17 protein-coding genes are annotated in these 24,752 nt (G+C 53.0%); 2 read left to right on the forward strand and 15 right to left on the reverse strand.

What is annotated here, in order from left to right:
- Positions 1-32 precede the first annotated feature (32 nt).
- Both rfaH and QT231_RS11755 read left to right on the forward strand, forming a co-directional pair.
- Entirely contained in the window at positions 33-554 is a 522-nt protein-coding gene (gene rfaH / locus QT231_RS11750) for a transcription/translation regulatory transformer protein RfaH (RefSeq protein WP_308337046.1), read from the forward strand.
- A 68-nt stretch (positions 555-622) separates the two neighbouring features.
- Positions 623-1,132, forward strand: a complete 510-nt coding sequence (locus QT231_RS11755) for a transposase (protein WP_308337047.1) — start codon at positions 623-625, stop codon at positions 1,130-1,132.
- Positions 1,133-1,729: 597 nt separating this feature from the next.
- Here the strand turns inward: QT231_RS11755 and QT231_RS11760 are convergent.
- The 15 genes from QT231_RS11760 to glmS all read right to left on the reverse strand — a co-directional run bounded on the left by QT231_RS11760 (position 1,730) and on the right by glmS (position 24,611).
- Positions 1,730-2,068 carry a type II toxin-antitoxin system PemK/MazF family toxin gene (locus QT231_RS11760; RefSeq protein WP_308337048.1) on the reverse strand — a complete coding sequence of 113 codons (339 nt, stop codon included), beginning with the start codon at positions 2,066-2,068 and terminating at the stop codon, positions 1,730-1,732.
- On the reverse strand, positions 2,059-2,265 hold the full coding sequence (locus QT231_RS11765; protein ID WP_308337049.1) for a hypothetical protein: 207 nt from the start codon (positions 2,263-2,265) through the stop codon (positions 2,059-2,061). The genes QT231_RS11760 and QT231_RS11765 overlap by 10 nt, the downstream gene beginning before the upstream one ends.
- Positions 2,266-3,182: 917 nt before the next feature.
- On the reverse strand, positions 3,183-4,349 hold the full coding sequence (locus tag QT231_RS11770) for a nucleotide sugar dehydrogenase (protein ID WP_308337050.1): 1,167 nt from the start codon (positions 4,347-4,349) through the stop codon (positions 3,183-3,185).
- Positions 4,350-4,458: 109 nt separating this feature from the next.
- Entirely contained in the window at positions 4,459-6,051 is a 1,593-nt protein-coding gene (gene pgm, locus QT231_RS11775) for a phosphoglucomutase (alpha-D-glucose-1,6-bisphosphate-dependent) (protein ID WP_308337051.1), read from the reverse strand.
- Positions 6,052-6,072: 21 nt separating this feature from the next.
- Positions 6,073-7,134, reverse strand: a complete 1,062-nt coding sequence (locus QT231_RS11780) for a glycosyltransferase (protein WP_308337052.1) — start codon at positions 7,132-7,134, stop codon at positions 6,073-6,075.
- Positions 7,135-7,487: 353 nt separating this feature from the next.
- Entirely contained in the window at positions 7,488-8,672 is a 1,185-nt protein-coding gene (locus tag QT231_RS11785; RefSeq protein WP_308337053.1) for an aminoglycoside phosphotransferase family protein, read from the reverse strand.
- 106 nt (positions 8,673-8,778) lie between these two features.
- Positions 8,779-11,052 (reverse strand): glycosyltransferase family 2 protein, encoded by a 2,274-nt coding sequence (locus QT231_RS11790; RefSeq protein ID WP_308337054.1) that lies wholly within the window; start codon positions 11,050-11,052, stop codon positions 8,779-8,781.
- Between the two features lie 84 nt (positions 11,053-11,136).
- Positions 11,137-12,555, reverse strand: coding sequence for a hypothetical protein (locus QT231_RS11795; protein ID WP_308337056.1), 1,419 nt, complete (start codon positions 12,553-12,555; stop codon positions 11,137-11,139).
- Positions 12,556-12,598: 43 nt separating this feature from the next.
- The gene (locus tag QT231_RS11800; protein WP_308337057.1) at positions 12,599-15,448 is read right to left on the reverse strand and encodes a glycosyltransferase; all 2,850 of its coding nucleotides are present in this window, start codon (positions 15,446-15,448) and stop codon (positions 12,599-12,601) included.
- 2 nt (positions 15,449-15,450) lie between these two features.
- Entirely contained in the window at positions 15,451-17,529 is a 2,079-nt protein-coding gene (locus QT231_RS11805) for a hypothetical protein (protein ID WP_308337058.1), read from the reverse strand.
- A 43-nt stretch (positions 17,530-17,572) separates the two neighbouring features.
- A complete protein-coding gene (locus QT231_RS11810) occupies positions 17,573-19,192 on the reverse strand; it encodes a glycosyltransferase family A protein (protein WP_308337059.1) in 1,620 nt (539 codons plus the stop codon).
- Between the two features lie 95 nt (positions 19,193-19,287).
- On the reverse strand, positions 19,288-20,625 hold the full coding sequence (glmM, locus tag QT231_RS11815) for a phosphoglucosamine mutase (protein WP_308337060.1): 1,338 nt from the start codon (positions 20,623-20,625) through the stop codon (positions 19,288-19,290).
- A 258-nt stretch (positions 20,626-20,883) separates the two neighbouring features.
- A complete protein-coding gene (locus QT231_RS11820) occupies positions 20,884-21,093 on the reverse strand; it encodes a hypothetical protein (protein ID WP_308337061.1) in 210 nt (69 codons plus the stop codon).
- 492 nt (positions 21,094-21,585) lie between these two features.
- Positions 21,586-22,359 (reverse strand): 3'(2'),5'-bisphosphate nucleotidase CysQ, encoded by a 774-nt coding sequence (gene cysQ / locus QT231_RS11825; RefSeq protein ID WP_308337062.1) that lies wholly within the window; start codon positions 22,357-22,359, stop codon positions 21,586-21,588.
- Between the two features lie 398 nt (positions 22,360-22,757).
- Positions 22,758-24,611 (reverse strand): glutamine--fructose-6-phosphate transaminase (isomerizing), encoded by a 1,854-nt coding sequence (gene glmS / locus QT231_RS11830; protein WP_308337063.1) that lies wholly within the window; start codon positions 24,609-24,611, stop codon positions 22,758-22,760.
- Positions 24,612-24,752: the final 141 nt, after the last annotated feature.

A 24,752-nucleotide genomic window follows, 5' to 3' on the forward strand; every position in this document is an offset into this window, starting at 1 on the left:
TGTAACGCTTTTCCAGACGCAAGGATGATGGCATGGATGTTGACAATGACCAGGAGGGCGCAGCAACGCCCGCCTGGTACGTTATTCAGTGTAAAGGGGGCGAATCATTTCGCGCTGCCGAGCACCTCGCCAACCAAGGTTATGAGGTGTTTCATCCTGTCCTGAATAGCCAGCGCAAGCGTCAAGGCAAGCTCACTACGGTGACCGAACCGCTCTTCCCCTACTACCTGTTTATCTGTTTGGATCAGCTGGTCAGCAACTGGCGTCCGATTCGCTCTACTCGCGGGGTGCTGCGTCTGCTCACCTTCGGTGACAGGCCCGTCGCCGTGCCCTCGCAGCTCGTCGAAACCCTGCGCGCCCAGCCGCACAGCAAGGAAGGCATTCACACCTACTTCAACGCCGGCGAGAAAGTCACCATCACCGACGGCCCCTTCAAAGATCTGGAAGCCATCTTCACCCGTCTGAAAGGCGAAGAGCGCGCCATCGTCCTGCTCAATGTACTCAACCGGCCCCAGCATCTGGAAATACCGCTCGCCACCTTAAGCAAGTCGTAGCCCACACAGCGCATAACGATGCGCTACACTAGGCCTTCATAACCCAATTATTTTGCCTGGAGGCAGGGGTGGCAACCTATCGACGCGCGCATGTTCCTGGCGGCTGCTACTTTTTTACCGTCGTCACCTACGCACGACAACCACTGCTGGCGGATCGCCTCAATATTGAAGCCCTTGGGCGTGCGTTTCGCAAAGTTCGAGAAGAGCGCCCCTTCGTAATGGATGCGTTCGTACTCCTCCCCGACCACCTCCACTGCCTATGGAGATTGCCTGAAGGCGACGCCGACTACTCCTCACGCTGGCGGGACATCAAAAAGTACGCCTCGCAGGAATTTTTATTCCCGCCCGGCACTCAGAACGCCTGGCAGCGCGGCTTCTGGGAGCACGTCATTCGTGATGAAGACGACTGGCAACGCCATATGGATTACATCCACTACAACCCCGTCAAACATGGATGGACGAAAGCACCCGGTGACTGGGAATGGTCAAGCTTTCAGCAATGTGTACAAAAAGGCTGGTACGCCCCCGAGTGGGGCACCCAACAAGCCCCCGACGTCGCCGACATGAATTGGGAATAAAGCGCGCGACAAACACCACCGAAATCGAGTGAGTGCACCCGTAGCGCGGGGTAACGAATCTCGCGAGGCACGAGCGAATGAGGCACCCGCGGGAGGCGGCGGAACGACGCCCAAGGGCAACCAACACTGCCCACACGAGCCTAACCCCGGCACCGCTTCGCGCTGCTTTCGCGGGTGCGCTGTCGCTTACCATGCGCTACAAAACCACCAAAATCAATCTCTTGCACCTACCCGTAGCGCGCGGTAACGAATCTCGCGAGGCACGAGCGAATGAGGCACCCGCGGGAGGCGGCGGAACGACGCCCAAGGGCTCCCAACCAACAATGCCCACACGAGCCTAACCCCGGCACCGCTTCGCGCTGCTCCCGCGGGTGCGCCGTAGGCTTACCACGCGCTACGAAACCGCCTAAATCGAGTGCGTACACATACCCGTAGCGCGTGGTAACGAAGAACGCGAGTTCAGCGAGCGTTCGTAGGCACCCGCGGATGGCGTCGGAACGACGCCCCGTGGCGACTAACCAACCGCTTCACTGCTTCCAAGGGGGTTATCTAGCTCTTAAAAAGATGGCGAATTTAAAATGCCGGCCACAAGATAGGTCAACAGCAATCAAAATACCGGCAAAAATCCTGATGTAATTGTTGAAAGCGTGCGGCCGTTAAAGAGCCATATTTCTTTACAACTACTTGTTTTGAAATGACAAATGTTTTTCTTACAATAACTTTAGAACGCTTTGGCAGACCACCTTCTTCTAAATCAGCCTCTTCAAGCAGGGATTCATCATCGTGCAGTTTATGTAATTGGCTACTAACAGGGATTCCAACAAAATCATCAAAAGGCAGGTTATCCCTAAAAACGATCACTGGCCTGAGCTTTCGCTGTTTAGCATCGGAAAAGTAGAACTCGCACAATACGAGTTCACCTCGCCTCACTTCCATATTGCGTCCTCAGAGGCACTGTTCCATTCATCTACCAACCCCGCTGAATGTTCAGAAAATGCTCGCAGATCCGAGCTTTCGGGATCATCTTCCAGCAAGATCACAACACGCGCATGTCTATTAGCAAACGCCTTGTACTCATCAGGAATATTGACCACACCATCCTGAATATCGGTTTCAAACTCAATCGCGTACATCGTGTCCTCCTTTCACCCTCGCCTCTTGATTAATCATTGGACACCCTTTTTACAATAAATTCGAGTATTACCACACCGATAGCGCATGGTAACGAGTATGTAAGAGGAACGAACATAACGCGCCCGCAGGCGCCCAACCAACTCCACCTGCACGCGCCAACCCCGGCACCGCTCCGCGCTGCTTCCGCGGGTGCGCCTGAGGCTTACCACGCGCTACAAAACCACCAAAATCAATCTCTTGCACGTACCGTAGCGCGTGGTAGCGAATCTCGCGAGGCACGAGCGAATGAGGCACCCGCGGGAGGCGGCGGAACAGCGCCCGTGGCAACCAACCAACAATGCCCACACGAACCAAACCCCGGCACCGCTTCGCGCTGCTCCCGCGGGTGCGCCGTAGGCTTACCACGCGCTACAAAACCACCAAAATCAATCTCTTGCACGTACCGTAGCGCGCGGTAACGAATCTCGCGAGGTACGAGCGTATGAGGCACCCGCGGGAGGCGTCGGAACGACGCCCAATGGCAACCAACCAACAATGCCCACACGAACTAAACCCCGGCACCGCTGCGCGCTGCTCCCGCGGGTGCGCCGTAGGCTTACCACGCGCTACGAAACCGCCTAAATCGAGTACGTACACATACCCCTAGCGCGCGGTAACGAATCTCGCGAGGTACGAGCGTATGAGGCACCCGCGGGAGGCGGCGGTACGACGCCCAATGGCAACCAACCAACAATGCCCACCGAATCAAGCCCCGGCACCGCTTCGCGATGCTCCCGCGGGTGCGCCTGAGGCTTGCCATGCGCTACTAAATCACGCATGCACTTGAATGTGGGGTTTCCGATGGCGTGTACAGGTTATAACCAAACCTCAAGCACCGATGAATTTATCAGGCACCTGAATAAATATTTCTTACTTTTTAATCACTACCGAATAAATCGCGGGTATATACCTTGGATTCCACATCGCTAAGCTCAGCGACCATACGGTTAGCCAGAATCACATCGCACTTCTCTTTAAATGCGGCTAAATCGCGCATAACGGTTGAGCCGAAGAACTTATCTTCTTCCAGGACAGGCTCGTACACGACCACTTCCACACCTTTCGCCTTGATGCGCTTCATAACCCCCTGCATGGCGCTGGCGCGGAAGTTGTCCGAACCCGTTTTCATGATAAGACGATACACCCCAACCACGGTTGGGTTGCGACGTAACACAGCGTTAGCGATAAAGTCTTTGCGCGTGCGGTTGGCATCCACAATCGCCTGAACCATATTACTCGGTACATCGGCATAGTTGGCAAGCAGCTGCTTGGTATCCTTCGGCAGGCAATAGCCGCCATACCCAAAGCTGGGATTGTTATAATGCTTACCAATACGCGGGTCGAGGCCGACACCTTGAATAATCTGCCTGGCATCAAGGCCGTGGGTTTCCGCATAGGTGTCTAATTCATTGAAGTAAGCGACCCGCATTGCCAAGTAAGTATTCGCAAATAGCTTGATTGCCTCGGCCTCGGTGCTGTTCGTCAACAATACCTCTATTTCTTCGGCAATGGCCCCCTGTCTGAGGAGCTCAGCGAATATCTCTCCGCGCTCGGAACGCTCCCCAACAATAATCCGCGAAGGGTAAAGATTATCGTAGAGCGCTTTTCCCTCACGCAAAAACTCAGGCGAAAAAATAAGGTTTTGCGTGTTAAAGCGCTCAGCGGCCCCTTTTGTATACCCCACTGGCACTGTGGATTTAATCACCATCACCGCCTCAGGGTTAATGCGCATGACCTGCTCAATAACCGCCTCAACACTTTGGGTATTGAAATAGTTGGTTTGAGGGTCGTAATCAGTGGGTGTGGCGATAATCACGAACTGAGCACCAGCATAGGCCTGGCCGGCATCCAACGTCGCTGTAAAATTCAGGTCAGTACGATTTAAAAAGGCCGCTATTTCAGTATCTTCAATCGGCGAGTGGCCCTTGTTCAGCAACTCCACTTTTTCGGGGACAATATCCACCGCGACCACTTCGTGATGCTGAGCTAACAAAAGCGCATTGGAAAGCCCCACATAGCCGGTTCCTGCAACGGCAATTTTCATCCTGATAAATCCCTAAAACTTAATAAAAACAATAAATTGAAATACACATCAAAAGCATAACGGGCACCATTAAAGGTGCCCGCCCAAGGATGAAACTGCCTCAAATAATCTATTTCAACGCCTCAGCCAACAAGGCCTTGGCGTTTTCAATCAATTTATCCAAGTGCTGCTCGCCCTTGAAGCTTTCGGCATACACCTTGTAAAGCGATTCAGTGCCACTTGGCCGAGCGGCAAACCAGCCATTCTCGGTGGTGACTTTGATACCGCCAATAGCCGCGCCATTGCCCGGTGCGGCGACCAATACATCGGTGATAGCGTCGCCTGCCAGGGTTTTCTCCGTCACACTCTCAGCACTCAGCTTTTTAAAAGCCGCCTTCTCTTCGGATGAACAAGCAGTATCAACGCGCTTGTAGAAAGGCTCACCAAAGCGTTCAGTCAGCGTGCGGTAATACTCGCTGGGCGTTTTGCCGGTAACCGCCATAATTTCCGCCGCCAACAAGCACAGCACGATGCCATCTTTATCAGTAGACCAAGCCTTGCCGTCGAGGGTTAGCAAACTTGCACCCGCGCTCTCTTCGCCACCAAAGGCTAGCCAACCTTCGTGCAGCCCGTCCACAAACCACTTGAAGCCTACAGGCACTTCATACAGCTCGCGCTGATGGGAAGCCACGACCCGGTCGATCATTGAGGATGACACAAGCGTTTTGCCTATTTTCAGCGACGCAGCCCACACAGGGCGATGTGTAATCAGATAATCGATGCACACGGCCAAAAAGTGGTTCGGGTTCATCAAACCACTGGCATCCACTATGCCGTGGCGGTCAGCATCAGGGTCGTTACCAAAGGCGATATCGAAGCGGTCTTTAATCTTGAGCAAATTGGCCATTGCTGCCGGACTTGAGCAATCCATACGTATCTTGCCGTCGTGATCCGGCGGCATAAATGCAAACGCAGGATCAACCGCGGTATTAACGACATCAAGATTTAAATTGTAGTGTGCTGCTATTGCCTGCCATACCGGCAGCGCCGTACCACCCATAGGGTCAGCGCCTAAGGCCAGGTTAGCTTCCTGAATCGCGGCGATATCCACTACGCTGCCCAGTTTGGCTACGTAATGCGCCGTGAAATCGTATTCCTGGGCATGGGCAATCGCCTTATCAACCGGCACTGTGGGCACATCTTCTAACTGGCGCAGTAGGTAAGCATTGGCACGTAGTTCAATCCAGCCAGTGGTGTCAGTATCCGCAGGACCACCATGATGCGGGTTGTACTTGATGCCACCATCTTCTGGCGGGTTGTGCGAAGGCGTGATGATCAAACCATCTGCAAGTGCCACATCGAGCATCGCCAGATCCTGGGCATGATTGTGATGCAGAATCGCTTGGCTAATCAGCGGCGTTGCAGTGTAGCCGTGCGCTTTCTCTACAAATACTGGCACCTTGTTGGCGGCCAACACCTGTAACGCGCACTCCCAGGCAGGGCGGGAAAGCGCGTGGGTATCGAAACCTAGAAATAGCGGCCCCTGATAGCCCGCCTCACGCCGGTAATCGACCACCGCCTGGGTAATCGCATAAATATGCGCGGCGTTAAACGTGCGCTCTATAGAACGACCACGATGACCCGAGGTGCCAAACGTCACACGCTCGCCAACGACGCTGGCGCTGGGCCGCTGTTCGTAAAAAGCCTTAACAGTAGATTCCATGTTTTCCTCTCCCTGTACATATTATTGCGGCACAGCTTCACTACGTTTCAGCCAGAACTGCACAGCGGCTTCTATATTACCCAGATGCTTTGCATCAACCGCAGCTTGCTGAGCCATATTGGCAGCCGCTTTGGGATTTTCCAATAAGTGCTCTAACGCACTTCGCCATTCAACGGGCGCATCATTGACGAGCAAACCGTTCTCTCCATGGCGCACAATTTCAGTATACGGGTAGCGATTTGAGTATATTCCCACCCCGCCCATGGCGGTAATATCAAAAAACTTGATAAACGACTTGCCATGATTGAACGGGGTATCTAACAAAGGGGCTAAGCCTATATGGCAGTGGTGCTCACGTTGATAAACCTTAAACGCCTCCCACGGTAAAGGGCAAGGCGCGTTTAAGCGTGGCAGTGTGATTAAGCTTTCCGGAGTGTGCGAACCCAACATAACTTCGACCTGGGTATCCACACGCTGAGACTGCATTTTTTGTATGGCCGGGGCAATATGCATGAGATCTGCTAAATGCGCTCGGGTGCCATAAAAACCGATTTTCCAGTGAGCGCTGGCAGATGGCGGCAGAGTAAAATGCTGCAGTGAAGGCAGAGGAGCAATGAGAGGCGGGGTAAGTACTTGTACATTAGCATGCTCGCTAAAAAAGCAGCGCGCCAATTGCGCGCTAGAAGCCACCACTTCGTCAACCAGCGACACCAAACGCGGCTGGAGTTTAGCAATCTTCCCCATTCGTTTACGGTAGGCGGCAGGTAAGGTTGGGTCATTGGACGCCGCAAAAATATCATCATCGATCAAATAAGTAATATAGCCAAAGGCATTACGGTGGCGTTCTAGCCAGCGCAGCCAGCCTAACGGTAGCGAGCGGCAAAGCAGCAAATTAGCCCCCGCGTAGCGACGCAGAAGAGAACGGCCATGTAACCAGCTGGCTCCGAAAGATCGAGAAACGGCGAAACGTTCGACCGCCACGCCCCGGCGGCGCAGACCTGGGGCAGCAGAGGCCAAGAAATAGATATCCTCGGTCGGCCGAGCCCCATCGCTTAAAACAACCCAGGCGGTGTGACTACTCACGGTACATCCTTGATTAAGATAATTTTTCTCCTTGCTTCAAAAACTATATCAACACCGCTACGTGCTGTACCGTGGCACCGCCTACCGACCCGGCACCGCTTCGCGGGTGCGCTTCGCTTACCACGCGCTACTAAATCTCGCACGCACATAAAGGGGTGGATTCCAAGGGCATGTGCACGTTATGCGCATGGCCGTGGCACATAATCACTTCACTGGAATCGAGTAATTGCACCCGTAGCGCGTGGTAACGAGAACGCGAGTTCAGCGAGCGTTTCGAGGCACCCGCGGATGGCGTCGGAACGACGCCCCGTGGCACACCACCTTCCCCGGCACCGCTGCACGCAGTGACAGGGTTATTTGCCTGTACCAGGGTATAGTTTGAACTGTTTATATAACGTGTAAATACGTGCCCGCAGCCGTGCAGCCTCTTGGGTACGCATAAAGTTAGCAACGTCCAGGCACTGAAACAGATAGGTAAACACCAAAGCGCCGAGTTGCTGATCCACTCTTTTATCAACCAGGTTTTCTACGGCAGCCCAGGGCAGCCCTCGCAACAAAAGCGCCGCGTCGAACCCTAACGGCAAATACCCCCATCGATCCCAGTCAATAAGTGCGACCTGATGCTGCTGAGTATCAATGATTACGTTATTCCGATGAAGGTCACCATGGGACAAGACACGGGGCAAGCGTGCAGTGACCCGCATCAAAAAACCAAGAAACATCAATTCAAGCTTGCTGCCACCTTCCCTCAAGGCCTGAGCGAATACTGATGGAAGCAACCTATGCAATAAGCTCTTAAAGCGGCTAGTACGGCGTTTTAACGCGCTACGCCCAGCTACGCCAGCTTGTTGAAGTGCAAGCAGCTGCGCCATTACCAGAGGCACCCAGGCCTCCCACCCATTACCCACGTCTTCCAAAGTGATGCCTGGCTGAAACGCAAACATCTGTAGCATGTACTTATCTTGAGGGAACGCTGCCAGTAAGGGCGGTGCTGCTATACGATTAGGCATTATCACGTTGTCATAAAGCTGCTTCACGTTTGCATGAGCCTTAGGCTCCACATCAAAACGTGCCATAACAGGCGCTTGGTTAGCCACGTTAAGCACCGCGCCAGCCATTCGGCGTTCTGCAGACTGCCCAAACAGGGGTTTAAATCTATCTACCACCAGTTGATCAGGTAGCGCAGCCACTGCTTTATACTCCGCGTGCTGATGGGTAATAGTAATAGGTAACCAATCGCTCTGCTTTGGATGCTTATAGAGCCAAGGGCTATGCCGTAAGGGCACTCCCTTCGGGGTTGTTACCCGGACAACATCTCCATGATTCAGCGCCAACGATCCATGAAACCCCACATTGCCGCTCAAGGAAAGCCCCGCCTTTTTCACATCCTCGCGCCTGCGATTACAAGACAAGCGACATCGTGTTCTGCCATTCACCATAACAGTCACGTATGGCGCTAAACTCCAACCACTAATCGTGTCTTCACTCACTCTATCTATAAAACCTGATACGGTCGGTTTTTTTATTACTTTCAACATAAACGTGTTACTTGAATATCCAGTGAGCATTATTGATTGGTGCAGCAAGGTATCTGACTAGCAACACGGCTGGGCGCTTTCAGTTTTTATCTAGATATTCAAGCATTTATCTCAACGAAAAGTCCTCATGAACCAAGGTCAGATTAGGGTTGTAGGCTGGATCACTGTCTAGCAATTCGCCCCAGGTTTTGCGCATATAGGCGTATTCGCTTAGCCAACGCGCACGCTTTTCAGGGGTGTCATCGGCACCGCGAGAAATGGATTCATGATGGTAAAGCTCAGCAAAAGGAGTCCACAAGTTACGGTACCCCGCCTCACGAACCTTGATGCATAAATCCACATCGTTATAAGCGACAGCCAGGTCTTCCTCGTTCAAGCCATTCACGGCATCGAAAACCTCTTTACGCAGAAGTAAGCACGCTGCCGTCACGGCAGAAAGGTTCTGAGCCACTTTCAAGCGCCCCATATAGCCATCTTCGTTACGCTGAAAAAAGCGATGGGCATGCCCCGCTAAGCCGCCCAGCCCTAAAATGACGCCACCGTGCTGAATGGTGTCATTGGGGTAATAGAGTTTAGCACCCACACAGCCAATATCAGGACGTGAAACTTGCTCAACCATCTCCGTTAACCACTGCCCATCAATTGGCTCTACATCATTATTGATCAAACCAATCACACTTCCCTGAGCATGGTCGGCACCATAATTATTGATGGATGAGTAATTGAAGGGAGCATTCCAGGAGAGAACTTTTACTCGGGAATCACGGCCCGCCACTTCGTCCAAATACGCCAAGGTCTCTTTGCAGCTGCTTTGGTTATCCAGAATAAGCAGTTCGAAGTGGGTATAGTCAGTACGATCCAAAATAGCATCGACGCAAGGGCGCAAAATATCGACACCATCGCGGGTAGGCACCAGCAAGCTCACCAAGGGCTCTGGCGAAGGCATCGGCCAATGAATGCGCTGGGTGCCAGGCAATAACCCTGGTGTTACCTCTGCAAGTTGGCCGCAGGCCCCTAAGTGCTGGGCTACAGCTTCTACATAGCTGGAAGGCGTTATCGTAGACGCAGGAACACCGTGGTAGGCGATGTGGGGCACGTGGGCAAGCGATTGCGGAGAAAAATCCTCGCGGCGTGTCACATCCAAGATTTGTACGTAATCAAGCCAATCCGGATTATTGGCATTGTCACCGCACATATCAGCCGAAAGGCGCGGAATAAAGCTGTGCTGGTAACACACGGCTCGGCCCATGTACGGCATCGAAAGCAGTAAATCAACATTCCACTCAGGCTTAAACTGAGGAGAGTGTCTGATCCCCTCTTCGTCAAGGCTATCCTCATCGGCTACCAGTATCTGCGCCTGAGGATTATCAGCGGCAATACTGGCCATATGGAACAGCGCATTCGCCGCTAAACGATCGCCAGGGCGTAAAAACCATATCCAGGAGTGCTCACAATAGGAAAGGGCCTCTACTCGCAGGGCCGCCACACTAGTAGCGTGGCTTTCTACGACGCGCAGAACGGGCATCTCACGCTGCCACTCGGCTAACCATGCCTGCCAGCTCTGAAATGCCGGTGATGACAATAAAAGTACAGCCTGACGCGGCGACAAAGACTGCTCAGCGACACTCGCCAAGCTACTTTTTAAACTATTTTTTAAAGCCTGCAGCGCCCCCGGCGTCGGCTCGCCAATAGGGCACACCAACAGAATACTGCAATCAAATGAGTGCACATGGTGGCGCATGGCCACCTCATGATCGCTGGGTGCCCGCCTACGCTCAACCTGACGAACCCACTGTTGGTAGTGACGACGAGTGGAAAAACTAATGAAGGTACTTTCGTAATCTTCCAGAGCAATGGTTTGCCATTTGCGGCTTTGCTTACGCGCCTGCTGCTTCAAACTAAGCTCAATTTCTTTCAAAGACAGATCACGATAGTGTTCATGCATATTTGATAACCGCTGCAGCAAACGGTTATAGGCAAACATGGGCGTTAGCCATACGAAGCGAAAATGCTCCAAAGAAAATGTGCCGGTTGCATTCATGGGCGCAAACGTCACGCGTTTCACACCCCATGGCACGTATACAAGCCGCTTTGTGATCTTACCTACACGCAGGGGAAGCTCTACCGTTAACGAGCGCCGCGAAGACTCAAACGTGAGGCTGGACAGCACACTCGTCACATCCCGCTCGCAGGCAATTTCAACCATGTTCCAGCCGGGCAACGGTAACTGCCCCTTTAACGCAAAAAGCGGCTCCGCACCCAGGGATTGCCATTCACCAGGGCGTGATGCCGCTTTTAATTGCTGTAAAGGAACATACTGCTGAGGGCTGCGGTGGTGAGGATACCAAGGCTTAACTCGTGACGTGTGGTTAGCATTCATTCAAAAGCGTCTTATCCGGCGGATATGGAGCGAGCATGTTACCAGCCCTTAGGCTGCGTCACACCAGCCTGCTATAAAACCCTGCTAGACTAGCCAGGGTGTTAAATTAAGTTTACTCATCAGTACATCATCTTGGGCGACGATGAGTTGTCGCTTGGCGACTGAGGCCCACTCCTCTTCAGATAGCCGGGCGCGTTTTTCATGTATTAGTTCCAACAGTGACTGGTTCACCCCAGGTACCTGTACCATAAAGCGTGCATTGGTTTGCACCACCAAATATGCTGGACTGACGGCTTTCACCACCGCCGGGTCAAGGCTTCCAGCACTGTGCACAAATACCACTTGTTGAAACAGACGGCATAAGTAGTTAAACATCGAATAACTGGAGGACGAACCAAAAAGTAAACACACCCCGGGCATCAGTGCTTGGTCGTTAACTAATACCAGCAAGCGTCCGAAGTTGGGTAAGCCATTATCATAATAGCGACACGTCACATAGCTAAAAGAGCTCAGCACGTCTACGTTGCAATGGCGCTGCGGGGAAAACTTATTACCCAGGTCGCCGGCAATTTTACGTTGCTGGTACTCATCTTCGGCAAAAAGAGCATTAACCGCTTGGGAATCAAAGCCCAACGCCGTTGCCAGTGCTTTTGAAGCCACCATTGCACCTCTATGAGACCAGTGGCTATCAGTGCGAATAAAGGCCTCATCACCCAACTGGGCCAAAAGCGCCTGGGGGTAAACAATATTCCGTGCTTCCGGCAATGCCGTTAGCTGCTGTATAGGCCCACTACACCCCTCAGCAAAAGGGTGATAGCTAGCCCCCATGACACTCTCTTTAGACGGTGCCACCAACATCGCATGAGTAGCCTCGACACTTTCCGCTAGCTGCTCGAAACCTTGTAAGTACTGCTGCCACTGCTCTCCCCCCGCTTCCGTTAAACGAAGCCGCCCCCGGTACTGATCAACACTCCCGTTGGTATCATTATCCAAGAACAACCAGCCTTGCTTGCCCTCAAGCACTTTAATAGTGGGCGGGGCGGTTTCGTCCAAATGCTCAACGGAAGGTATCTCTACCTGGGTAAGAGGAACCTGCTCATTACCCAAGCGAAGCAGCAGAGAGAACTGCTCCAAGCGGTGGGGAACCGTGAAACGAAAGCCGCACTGCACTTGAGGGTGTGACTCATCAGCAGTGCCAAAAAGCGCTTCTATAACATCAGGGCGACGCACCGTCAGAGGGTGGCAAAGCTCAAAGGCCTTGCTCCATCGGGCAATAATGTCGGCCTTGCCTACCCATTTGGCTAACGCTTCAGGCAGCACCACCCAACCCTGCACCACCCAACCACCTGGTAGTAACCATGGCGAGCGCTGAGCATCAGGAAAGTCGAGATGCCAGCGAAGGCCCGAGAACTGTGCCGTTCTATGCTCCTTGCCATTTACAACGTTTTTAAACTGACGGAATAACTGTCCCGTAAAGCGTTTAGCATTCTGACTGTCGATCATGTTAATGCTCTACATAAGGAAAAAAGCTCAAAAGCACGCACACTTAGACAGGCACAGTAGGTACTAAAGTTCTCATAGTATTAGAAAATTGCTTCGCTTGGTCTTCAGCGCCAAAACGGCGCCGCCACAAATCGTTATACAGAGCAAGATAAGCCGCCCCCATCTGCTCGCAGCCATAAACCTGCCCCGCGCTGGTTTGCCACTCATTTACATGACGATGAGCAGAACGCCACTGCTCAGGGTCGCGCGCAAGTTTTACCTGATCCAATACTCCCTGCGCAGTAAAGTTTTCGCTTAACCAACCTGCTTGTGTCGATCTGATTCGATCACCCACGGCACCTATGTCAAAACCAATCACAGGCAAGCCAGAAGCCCAAAGCTCAGTCAACGTATGGCAGAAGGTTTCAGGCCAAATGGAAAGCACCCCGCCAACATGGGGTTTAATAGCCGCCAAACGCTCAGCAAACTCATCCCGCAAGTAGCTGCCGTGCTGCACCACATTAGCGGGTAACGGAAGACTACTGGCCACCTTGCCGAGCACATGAATTTCCAGCTCTTCAGGCGAAGCGAGAGCGGCCAGTTTCACAATAATGTCGCCTCCTTTCGCCCAGGAAATATTACCCGGAAAAACGATACGCAGTGGCTCATTGGGTTGTGGCACAGTTGCCACATTGGCCATCGATAAAAAATCACGTCCGTGGGGAATCACGGGGAAGTTCGCGCCTTTCAACATCCCATAACGCTGCTGTAAGTAACCGCGTGCACTGCTGGTTGTCGTCACAAAGGCATCACATTGAGCAAGCGTTTGCTGGAACTCCCGCTGCCACGCTTTGATAGCGGTATGCTTAAGAGAAAGAAAACTATCTTTAGGCCACAGCTCGTGCTGGCACTCCCCCAATGAAGCCGTACACTTCCCCGCGCAAAACTGCTGGTGCTCGTCCAACAGTTTTACGCTTGGGCACAGGGTGTAAAAGTCATGAAAGGAGAACACCAAGGGAATGCTTAACGCATTGACGACCTCTAACAGGCCTAAGCTATGCCACGCAATATGCCTAACGTGAACGACTTCAAACGCATAGCTTACCAACCAGCCCGCAATGACTCGGTCATACTCCTCACTACGGTGAGGGAGAGCCTCAATGGGTTGGCTTAGCTCATAGCGCTCAACTTCCCGATAAACCCCTTGGGCAAAGTGTAATAAAGACATCACCCGTGTATTGCAGCGCAGCACAAAACATTCGAGGTCTTGTTCAACCGCCCCCATCAAATCCTGATTTGTTTGAGGCGTACCGCCTGTACGCGTGCTCAATACGTACAACGCTCTGGGCTTCACCCCCTCTTCTGTAGCCGCCTGCTCGATGGCTTTTACCTGGGCACGCGACTGCTGCAAAGAGGAAGCGGAAAAATGCGTTTTAACCAGCGATGCATAGTCAGGGTAACGGGTGTCAATAACTTTTCGTCCCGCTTCCATTAAAGCTTTCTTGGAGTCGCCAAAGCTTGCCGAACGAACATGGTAAATATAGGTCGCGTCATCAATGAGGTGGCGCCAGCCCTGTTTACCAGCCCGCATACAAAAGTCATTTTCCTCGCCGTAGCCACGTGGAAAAGCCTCAGCATCTAACAGGCCTACCGCATCTAAACAATCACGACGAATATAGAGACAAAACCCATTGCCCGTAGGTACTTCAGGGTGTAAGTGCGCACTTCCCTGGGCAATCGCCCGTGCCCACGAATCCAATGAAAGGTGTTCCGGCAGGTCATTAGTACCCGCCACAGGCGCAGAGAAAGCCCCAGCATTGTTAGAATACGGCGTAACGGTGCCAATTTTTTCATCGCTATACGCTGTTAAACGTAAGCGCCGCAACCACCCAGGGGTAACGCGGGTGTCTGAATTAAGGAATACGACATCAGAACATCCTGCCAGCGCCAGCCCTCGGTTCACCGTGCGCGTAAAGCCTAGATTCTCTGGGTTGTGGTAACACTCGAAAGGCCACTGGGAGGCATATTGAGCAAGCAGCTCAGCCACCGCAGGATCCGGGCTGGCATCATTAATGATAATGACACGGCACGGCTGCTGAGTATTTTGTTTCAGTGCTGCCAAGCAGTCCGCCACTTCCTCCACAGCGTTATACACTGGGATGATAATCGCGGGCACCTGAGTATTGGCCTTCAATCGCGCAAGCGTCTGTGACGACACCTTTAACGATGCATGACCCACAACGCCTTCCCACCACATTGGCTGATCCAGCACTGGGCGAGGCAAATACCCTTTTGCCTGCCCCTCCCGCAGATAGTGCACCAAGGGGTTAGCGCCAGACTGGCGAACCTCAGGGTAGCGGGAAAGATAAAATGCCGTATCAAACTCAGGGCCTGGCTCGCGGAGCTCTTTTGCGCCATGCCGCAAATAGTGGCTAACCGGGTCAACCCCTTTACTCGCCACATCCTGATACTCAGAGCGGTACCATCCTGCATCAAACAAACTACTTTGTGTTAGCAGTGCCGTATCATCTGCTGGTAGCGATCCGGTAGTCCGTGCAGTTTCGTTCACAGCATTCAAGGTGGGAGCGCTACTAGACTGAGGTGACGCTGTTGAGCTTTCACTCTTGCTCGCTGCAGAAGCAACGCTGGGCTTGCCCAGGCGCCCTTCTGCACGACCGTGCGTTATGAAATGGTTTAAGGGATCAATCTTACCCTCTGCAATATCAGGGTAACGTTGGCAATAAAACACAGGGTCAAAGCTTGGCCCTGGACAGCGTCCAAGCGCCCAGCCATAGCTTAAAAAGTGCTCCAATGGAGAAAGATGGCTATGCTGCGTATCAGGGTAGCGCTTCAAGTACCACGCCTCATCGAACAAGCCCGAATCTAACAGCAGCGTGCGTTTAGCATTACTCATTATTACCCCTTCACGCTGCGTTGTTCTTTTTCGCCGAACTTCAGGTAATGAACCAGCGGATTGATACCACTTTCCACCACATCCGGATTGTTAGCCAAATAGTACGCTGAATCAAACCCTGGGCCTGGGTTGCGCCCTTCAAAGCCGCCCATTAGCAAATAGTGGCGGGCAGGATTGGCAGACATTCTGGCGTCTGCCGCTATATCGGGGTATTGAGCTAAGTACCATTTCGCATCGAACCATTGGCTCGCCTCAATCAAAGCAGACTGACGCTTAATGGCACGCTTGGTAAGCGGGGGCGCTTTAGTGACGCTAACGCCTTCAGCCGCTGGAGAAGCCGTATTCGGGCTTCCCCGCAGTGCTTCAAGCTGTTCAACCAGATGGGCTAGCTCATGGGTCTGTCGTTCGATTTCACGGCGTTGCTGTGCTTGCGTATCAAGGCTGGATTTGACCTCCGCCTCAAGTTTCTGCTTGGCTGCTTTGACATCACTAAGCTCACTCTCCAGCTTTTGCTTAACCGCTTCGGCATCGCCAAGCTCACGCTCAAGCTGGTCGCGCTGCGCTTCATTTTTCTCTAGCAGTTCGGTAAGCACGGCAAGCTCACGAAAACGTTCATCCACGGCGCTTAGCGCTTCTTTTTCGCGCTCAATGGCCGCTTTTAATTGAGCAGAAAGCGTGGTTTGCTCTTTCTTTTGTTGTGCCAGCTGTTGCTCAACATCTGAACGGCTCTTTTCAACTTCGCCAATACGCTGCTCCGCCTCCTGAAGCTTGCGGGTTAACTGGCCCAGTTCATTAAAGCGCGCCTGAAGCGACGACTCGGTTTTTTGCAGCTTGTTAGTTAACCCAGCGTTCTCTTCATGGGCGCTTCGCAAGCTCTTCTCGTTGGCTTCAAGCAGGCTGGTAAGTTTTGCCAATTCGCTAAAGCGCGTTTCCAGCGTACGCTTATGTTCATCCACTTCATGCTGAGCTTGGTGAAGTGACTGTTCGCTGGTTTTCAACGCCTGAGCATACTCACGTGATTCAGCAGCATAGCGCTCGGTTTGCTCACGTGCCTCAGCCGCCTGTCTATCACTTTGCTCACGCTGACGCATCAGCTCTTTTTTCAGCTCGTCATTAAACTCTTCAAGGGAACTCACCCGCTCGGCCAAACGGCCACGCTCCTGGGCAAACCGCGATTCCTGCTGCTCAAGGCGCGCCTTCAGCTTTTCGCGCTCTTCGCTCACCTGCTGCAATTGCTCAGCCTGCTGATTTAACTGCTGCTCTGCTTCAATCAGCTTGCCCGATTGCTCGCTAACACGGGCTTCTAATGTGTGCGCTAACTGCTGTTGGTGGCGCGCAGTAAGTTTGTCTTGGCAGCTGCGTCCCAAGCGAGCGAAAACATCCTGCACCACCTGAGTAGAGGCCGACGACTCCAATGCACCTAGCAGGTTGTTAACCAGCGCGGGCAATTCATTGCCTACCGCAATAATCCCCAGTCCACCAGCATGATGGAACACAAAGTGCGGGTAGCGACCTTTTAGAGTTTCAAAAGCGCGGAATACAAGGCAGCCAGGCTCACGGCGAGAAACCCCCGGCACCACCACGACGCCCTGGGACGAAAGCTTGGATAACCAGCGATCCAGCAGATAGTCGACGTTGTTGTCATCGGCTTCTACATGCAACAGTAACAGGTCAACTGAGCCATCATTGAACTGGTCGATTGCCCGGGTCGGCGTCGCCTCTAACCACTGGCTAATGGTGGCGAATTGATCAGCAGCATAGGCCCGAATAGCCTCGGCATCTTGCTTGCCTTCTGCAGCTTCATGCCCACCCACCATAAAGCAACGGGTACCCAAACGTAGCCGTGAAGCTGCCTGGCAAACCGCAAAGTGCGCTACGCTATCGACCCCCAGACCGACCGCCTGCTGTGGGCGCAGAGCCTCTACCAGCCAAAAAAGAAATGGCAGGTGCTCCAACCAGGGGGACGCCTCACGGTAATCAGGCTGCCAAAACATTGACCCCTGGGCCAGCGTATTAATAGAAGGCTTGATACCCAGGTCTTTTGAGGCGTTTGGTGCTACCGGATGCTGTTGCTGGCTCACAATGAATTCCTAACACTTAATAAATTGGCAATAGGATACCAGCTCAACCGGGAAGGTTGGCAGCTGGTGACACAAATGGGCGCGACGACGGGCACGCAGGCAAGTATAAGTCGCTAGCATTCTTTGCTTGGGCATGCCAAGCCAATGCCGCTTGCATATAGTCTTGCCGGACGCCGTTAAACTGAGTAATAAGATGGGTAGCGCCAGCTTGGCTTAAAGAATCAAGTACACTTCGCCCCAAAGACAAAGGCACTCTTTCCATTACACTTCCTACAGAAGGCGCACCAAATACCTGTCGTATGCGGGAAAGGTACTCCGTATCACCATTCACTCGCACTCGATCCCAATACCCTATTGAGTCAACGACACTGCGTCGGAACATCAAAGACGATGTATTGGGGTAAATCCAGCCCCCCGTGTCTTCTAACCGCCAATGTCCAAAATAGAGGCGATCATTACATCTCACCCAGTGGCTGCGGCATGCCATTAACTTCGATTGACCTACTAAGCCATTCACCTGTCTTTCCAGCTTTTGAGGATGCGACCAATCATCGCTGTCGTGAACGGTGATGAACGCCCCTTTAGACGCCTCCAGCCCCCGGTTACGCGCCGCGTATGCGCCCTGATTAGTTGTTTGCGAAATCACCTTAAAACGAGAATCCTGCTGACTAAACGCCTGGGCCACCGCTAAGGAGCTATCGGTAGACGCATCATCCACAACAATAACTTCTATGTTGCTATAGGACTGCTCCGCTAAGCTTCGCAGCGCCGTTGCCAAATGTGCTTCAGCATTAAATACAGGCACAATTACACTGACCAGGCCAGCCAGCGCCGTAGCAGACAAAGGCGCAACTCCCCCCTTTTTCACCGTCAGGTTATCCAATGTAAGCGGCTGACTGGGATCTTTAAGGGCGACTGGGCACAGGTTAGCGCTTTGAAATAGCGTGTTGATTTGCTGTAAACGAAACTGATCTGTCAACGCGTCAGCTTGGCCATAAGGCGAAGGCTCACCCTGCGTTGAAATAGCTGCGAAATTGGCTGCCTGCGCCGCCAATAAGTTGGCTTTTGCCAAGGGCGTATCAGCATAGTCTGGAAACAAAGCTTCAAGCTGTTGGATACACTGCCAAGCAGCTACAAGCTGCCCACTTTTAGTTAAGGCCTCTACCTCAAGTAGCCTGGGTGTAGGGGTAGTCGGCTTTGCGTCGCTTAACGTATGACGGCATGCCAGTACTTTGGCACACGCCTGCCACTCTCCTTTCCAGGCATACCATCGGCCCAATGCCCATGCTGAATAGCTTGCCTCCCAGGGGTCTTGGTGGTTAAGTAATTCTCTTAAGCTGGCCAACTGCGATTCAATGGCCGTTTGCTGCCAAAGCAACTCTTCATACTGCTGAGCACACAGCTGTATAGGCCAACGCCCCTCTTTTTCGCCATTACGGATAAAATGCAGTAATGGACTAGCACTTGCCTTAGCTACATCTTGATATCGCTCAAGATAATATTTCGAATCAAAACGTGGGCCAGCCCAGCGCCCCCAAGCCTCTCCTAACAATAAATAGTGTTCAGCAGGCTTCATGCCGGAAACAGTTACATCGGGGTATTGCATCATATACCAGTCAGCATCAAACCAAGGGCTTTGCTCGATGGCCGCGATATCTGACAAATATTTCTCTGTCTTATGCTCAGAGGGCAAGCTAAGCGTTGAAGATGATGTCAAAAGTCATTACCTCGTATAACAGGAGAACCGGCCGTGTTCGCCTAAGAAAAAGCATCAGCGATTTGCTGGGCACTGCTTTGCGCCTGACCAGCATCCACAGCCTCGACCATCACGCGAATCAAGGGTTCCGTGCCGGATTTACGTAGCAGCACGCGGCCCGTTTGGCCAAGCTTCTGCTCTACTTGCATAACGGCTTGCCGCACCGCTGGGTTATCAAGAGGATCATGCCCGGCTTTAGCGGTATAACGCACATTAATTAATGTTTGCGGCAGTTTATGCATGCCCTGCTTAGCGTCAAACAGCGTTGCCTTTTGCGCTAACAAGCTGGTAAGCACACGCAGAGAAGCGATGATAGCATCACCGGTGGAGGCATGATCCAGGCTTAACAAGTGGCCAGAGCCCTCCCCACCCAATCGCCAGCCTGTGGCGTTTAACTGCTCTAGCACATAGCGGTCGCCCACTTTGGCGCGTTTAAAAGGAATATCCAAGCCATTTAGCGCCTGCTCAAGCCCCAAGTTACTCATCTGGGTGCCCACTACACCGCCAGTATATCCCGCAAGCTTAGCGTCTTTCGCTAGCAAATATAAAAGCTCATCGCCATCTACCACAGTACCGGTATGATCCACCATCATCAGGCGGTCAGCATCACCATCCAAGGCTATCCCCATATCCGCCTGATGGGCCAGCACCGCATCGCACAGGCTCTGCATAGCCGTGGCGCCACAGTATTCGTTGATATTGAGGCCGTTGGGCGTATCGTGAATACTAATTAACTCGGCGCCTAACTCACGAAAAACAGCAGGGCCCACTCGATAGCCCGCCCCATTGGCACTATCCACAACAATTTTCAGGCCATTCAAACTCATGTGCCCCGGCAAGTTAGCCTTGCAATATTCCGTGTAACGACCAGCGGCATCATCAATACGACGCGCTTTACCGAGTTTCTCGGAGCTAACGCAGGTCATGCCGCCGTCAATAGCGACCTGCAACCAACGCTCAATTTCCTGCTCCTGGGCATCGCTAAGTTTCTGGCCACCCTGCCCAAAAATCTTAATACCATTATCATAAAACGGGTTATGGGACGCGCTGATCACCACGCCCGCATCCGCCCGGAAAGTTGAAGTTAAATAGGCAACACCAGGGGTCGGCAATGGACCCACCAGGGCAACATTAACACCCGCTGCGGAGAAGCCCGCCTCTAACGCGGATTCCAACATATACCCACTGGCACGGGTATCCTTACCAATTAACACTTCCTTAACACCTTCAGCGCCCAATACCTGGCCAGCGGCCCACCCCAGCTTCATTGCAAAATCAGGGGTCATGGGAAACTCCCCCACGCGACCGCGCACACCGTCAGTGCCGAAAAATTTACGCATTGTTTAGTAACCTAGAAAGTGAATCATGAATCGTGAATCGTGAATCATGAATCGTGAATCGTGAATCGTGAATCGTGAATCGTGAATCGTGAATCGTGAATCGTGAATCGTGAATCGTGAATCGTGAATCGTCAGGAGTATAAGCCTTGCAGAGCAAGGTAACGAGTATATGAGGAGAGCGAATATAAGATACATCCTCGGGTGTGGCCCTCAATCACAGGTCGGAGGAGTTACGCCGCGATTCGAAAAACCACCAATTCAATTGGGTACACATACCGTAGCGCGTGGTAACGAATCTCGCGAGGTACGAGCGTATGAGGCACCCGCGGGAGGCGGCGGAACGACGCCCAGTGGCAACCAACCAACAATGCCTTCACGGGCCAACCCCGGCACCGCTTCGCGCTGCTCCCGCGGGTGCGCCTGAGGCTCACCACGCGCTACAAAAACAACTAAATCAATCTCTTGCACGTACCGTAGCGCGTGGTAACGAATCTCGCGAGGTACGAGCGTATGAGGCACCTGCAGCGGCAGCCCGGCACGAAAAGCGGCGGAACGACACCCAATGGCAACCAACCAACAATGCCCACACAAGCCAACCCCGGCACCGCTTCGCGCTGCTCCCGCGAGTGCGCCTTAGGCTTACCACGCGCCACAAAACCAACAAAATCAATCTTTTGCACGTACCGTAGCGCGTGGTAACGAATCTCGCGAGGTACGAGCGTATGAGGCACCTGCAGCGGCAGCCCGGCACGAAAAGCGGCGGAACGACGCCCAAGGGCACCGAACCATCACCGCCTACACAGGCCAACCCCGGCACCGCTTAGCGCTGCTTTCGCGGGTGCGCCGTAGGCTTACCACGCGCTACTCAATCACGCATGCACTTGAAGGTGGGGATTCCAAGGGGATGTGCACGTTTTGCATATAGAAGGCTGGCAAAACAAAGATAAATGACGCCTTGGCTTAATGCCCCCACACCACAAAATAGGGATTGAGCTTTTCACTGGGGTTAGCGTAGCTAAGCGGCGTGCCTTCCAGGGTTTCTACCCGGCCGCCTGCTTCGAGCACTACCGCGTGGGCGGCGCCGGTATCCCACAAACAAGTGGGGCCCAAGCGCGGGTAGGCATCGGCAAAACCTTCGGCAATGATGCAAAGTTTCAGCGAGCTCCCCATGGGCAGCATGGTGTGCTCACCCAGCTGTTCCAGCCAGGCGGCCAAATCAGGGCTAGGGTGCGAGCGGCTTCCCACTACCCGCCAGGTAACGCCCGCTTTCGGCTTGCCTGCTACAGAAATAGCCTTGCGACTTCCATCGGCTTCAACCTTAAACGCGCCCAGCCCCCGCGCGGCAACGTAACCCACATCCAGCGCAGGCGCGGTCACCACGCCGAGCACCGGCTTACCGTTTTCAATCAGAGCAATATTGACGGTGAACTCACCGTTACGCTTAATGAACTCTTTGGTGCCATCCAGCGGGTCGACCAACCAATAACGACCCTCAGCATCGGCACCGGCAAAACCTTCAATATCCTCTTCAGAAAGAATGGGAATCTGCACCGGCAACGCCTGCAGACCGCGCACAATAATGTTATGTGCCGCCATATCAGCCTCGGTTAACGGACTTTCATCCTCCTTCTTCTCCACGCTGAACTCGCGGGCATAAACGCTCATAATAGCCTCGCCAGCTTCACGCGCGACGCATTCAACGGCATCCATCAGAGCTTGATCAATAAGCGACATATTCTATATTCCTTCAACAGATATAACCCTTCCATAAGTCCAAGGCATAGCACAAAAAAAGCTGCCAAGTAGCGGCCAACCTTCCCGCCACCTGACAGCTTTTTACAGCCGTGCTCGCCTTGGCCGTGGCGAACTTGTTGCCATTGTGCCACGGGCTGCTGATTCTGCTATGCGAGCTACTGCTGATAAAAATGATCAGCTTGACGCACCGATGCCCACTGGCAACCAGTCAATCAAGCACCGCTACACTTTGCTCCCACGGGGGCGCTTCGCTTAACGCACCACGACATGTACTTACCTTGAATATGGCGAATAACCCGTAGCGCGTGGTAACGAATCTCGCGAGGTACGAGCGAATGAGGCACCCGCGGGAGGCGTCGGAACGACGCCCAATGGCACTACTCTACCGTTACACTCTTAGCAAGATTGCGTGGCTTATCCACATCCGTGCCTTTCACCAGTGCCACGTGATACGAAAGCAACTGAAGCGCTACCACGTGCAATACCGGCGAAAGCAGGCCGTAATGCTCCGGCATCATTAGTACGTTTACGCCTTCGCTGGACTTAACCGCGCTGTCGCCATCGGCAAACACATACAGTTGGCCACCACGGGCGCTGACTTCCTGCATATTGGCTTTTAACTTCTCCAACATCTCATCGTTAGGAGCGACCACAACTACTGGCATATTCGCATCGACCAACGCCAAGGGGCCGTGCTTCAACTCACCCGCCGGGTAAGCTTCGGCATGAATGTAGGAGATCTCTTTAAGCTTCAGCGCGCCTTCCAATGCAATGGGGTAGTGGCGACCACGGCCCAGAAACAGTGCGTGTTGCTTGTCGGCAAACTGCTTTGACCACGTTTCAATGCTCGGCTCCAGTGCCAGCACTTTATCTACCGCAATGGGCAAATGGCGCAGCTCATCCAGATAGGCTTTTTCATCCGCATCGGATAACCGCTGGTTAGCTTTGGCAAGCAACAGAGTAAGCAGGAACAGCGCGCTAAGCTGGGTGGTAAACGCCTTGGTAGAGGCGACCCCAATTTCCGGCCCGGCACGGGTAATAAAACGCAGCGCAGTTTCACGCACAATGGCGGATTCCGGTACGTTGCAAATAGCCAACGTATGTACATGCCCCAACGATTTCGCGTGATGAAGCGCCGCCAGTGTATCCGCCGTTTCCCCCGACTGGGAGATTACGACCACCAGTTGTTTAGGATTGGCAACACTTTGGCGATAACGGTACTCGCTGGCGATTTCGACGTTACAAGGGATGCCCGCCACCTGCTCAATCCAGTACTTAGCGGTCATGCCTGCATAGCTGGAGGTACCGCAGGCCAGGATCAGCACGGCCTCTATCTGGTCGAAAATATCAGCGGCTTCTGCACCAAAAATCCCCGGCTGTAGCTGCCCTGCTCCACTAATCATTTCCAACGTATTACTAAGCGCCTGAGGCTGCTCGAAGATTTCCTTCTGCATGAAATGGCTAAAATCACCCAGCTCAACAGCATTAGCACTCAGGCTGGACGTAATGACTTCCCGCTCAACCGGCTGCCCAATGCCATCGACCACAACCACCGCTTCGCGGCTTAATCGTGCCACATCGCCGTTTTCCAAATACATCATGCGCTTAGTGACAGAGAGCAGCGCAGAAGCATCAGACGCAGCGTAATAGCCTTCATCCGCAACGCCCAGCATTAAAGGCGAGCCTTCACGGGCAACTACTAGGCAGTCCGGCTCTTCTTCGCTGATTACCGCTAGCGCAAAAGCACCCTTGAGATGAGCCACGGCGCATTGCACGGCAGAAAAGAGGTTTTCAGCAGGTTCGCCAATCTCGCCCTTGAAGCAGGCTTGAATCAGGTGGGCAATGGTTTCGGTGTCGGTATCTGAAGTGAACTCATAACCCAAGCCCTGCAGTTGAATACGCAGCGCTTCGTAGTTTTCGATAATGCCGTTATGCACTACCGCCAACCCGCCGGAAATATGCGGGTGGGCATTACGTTCAGCCGGTACGCCGTGGGTCGCCCAGCGGGTATGGGCAATGCCTACATTACCGCTGAGCGCCTGCTCCTTCACCAAAGCAGCCAATTCAGCTACTCGCCCTTTGGAACGGGCTCGCTTCAAACCACTGCTCTGCTCACCCGATAGCAGGGCCAAACCTGCTGAATCGTAGCCGCGATACTCCAATGTAGATAAGCCTTCCAAAAGAAAGGCGGTGCTATCCTTTGCGCCAACCGCGCCAACAATTCCGCACATAAATATTCCTACCATTATTGATGAACAATTGCTAAAGCAGAAGAAATCAGCTCATTTCAGATAGAAGAAGAGCACATAAAAAGTCAACTCTAACGATGAAACACTTCACACATGACTATAGCACGACACGACATCCAAAAT

Origin of the sequence: Halomonas sp. SpR1 (genome assembly GCF_031010175.1) — a bacterium.
GTDB lineage: Bacteria > Pseudomonadota > Gammaproteobacteria > Pseudomonadales > Halomonadaceae > Vreelandella.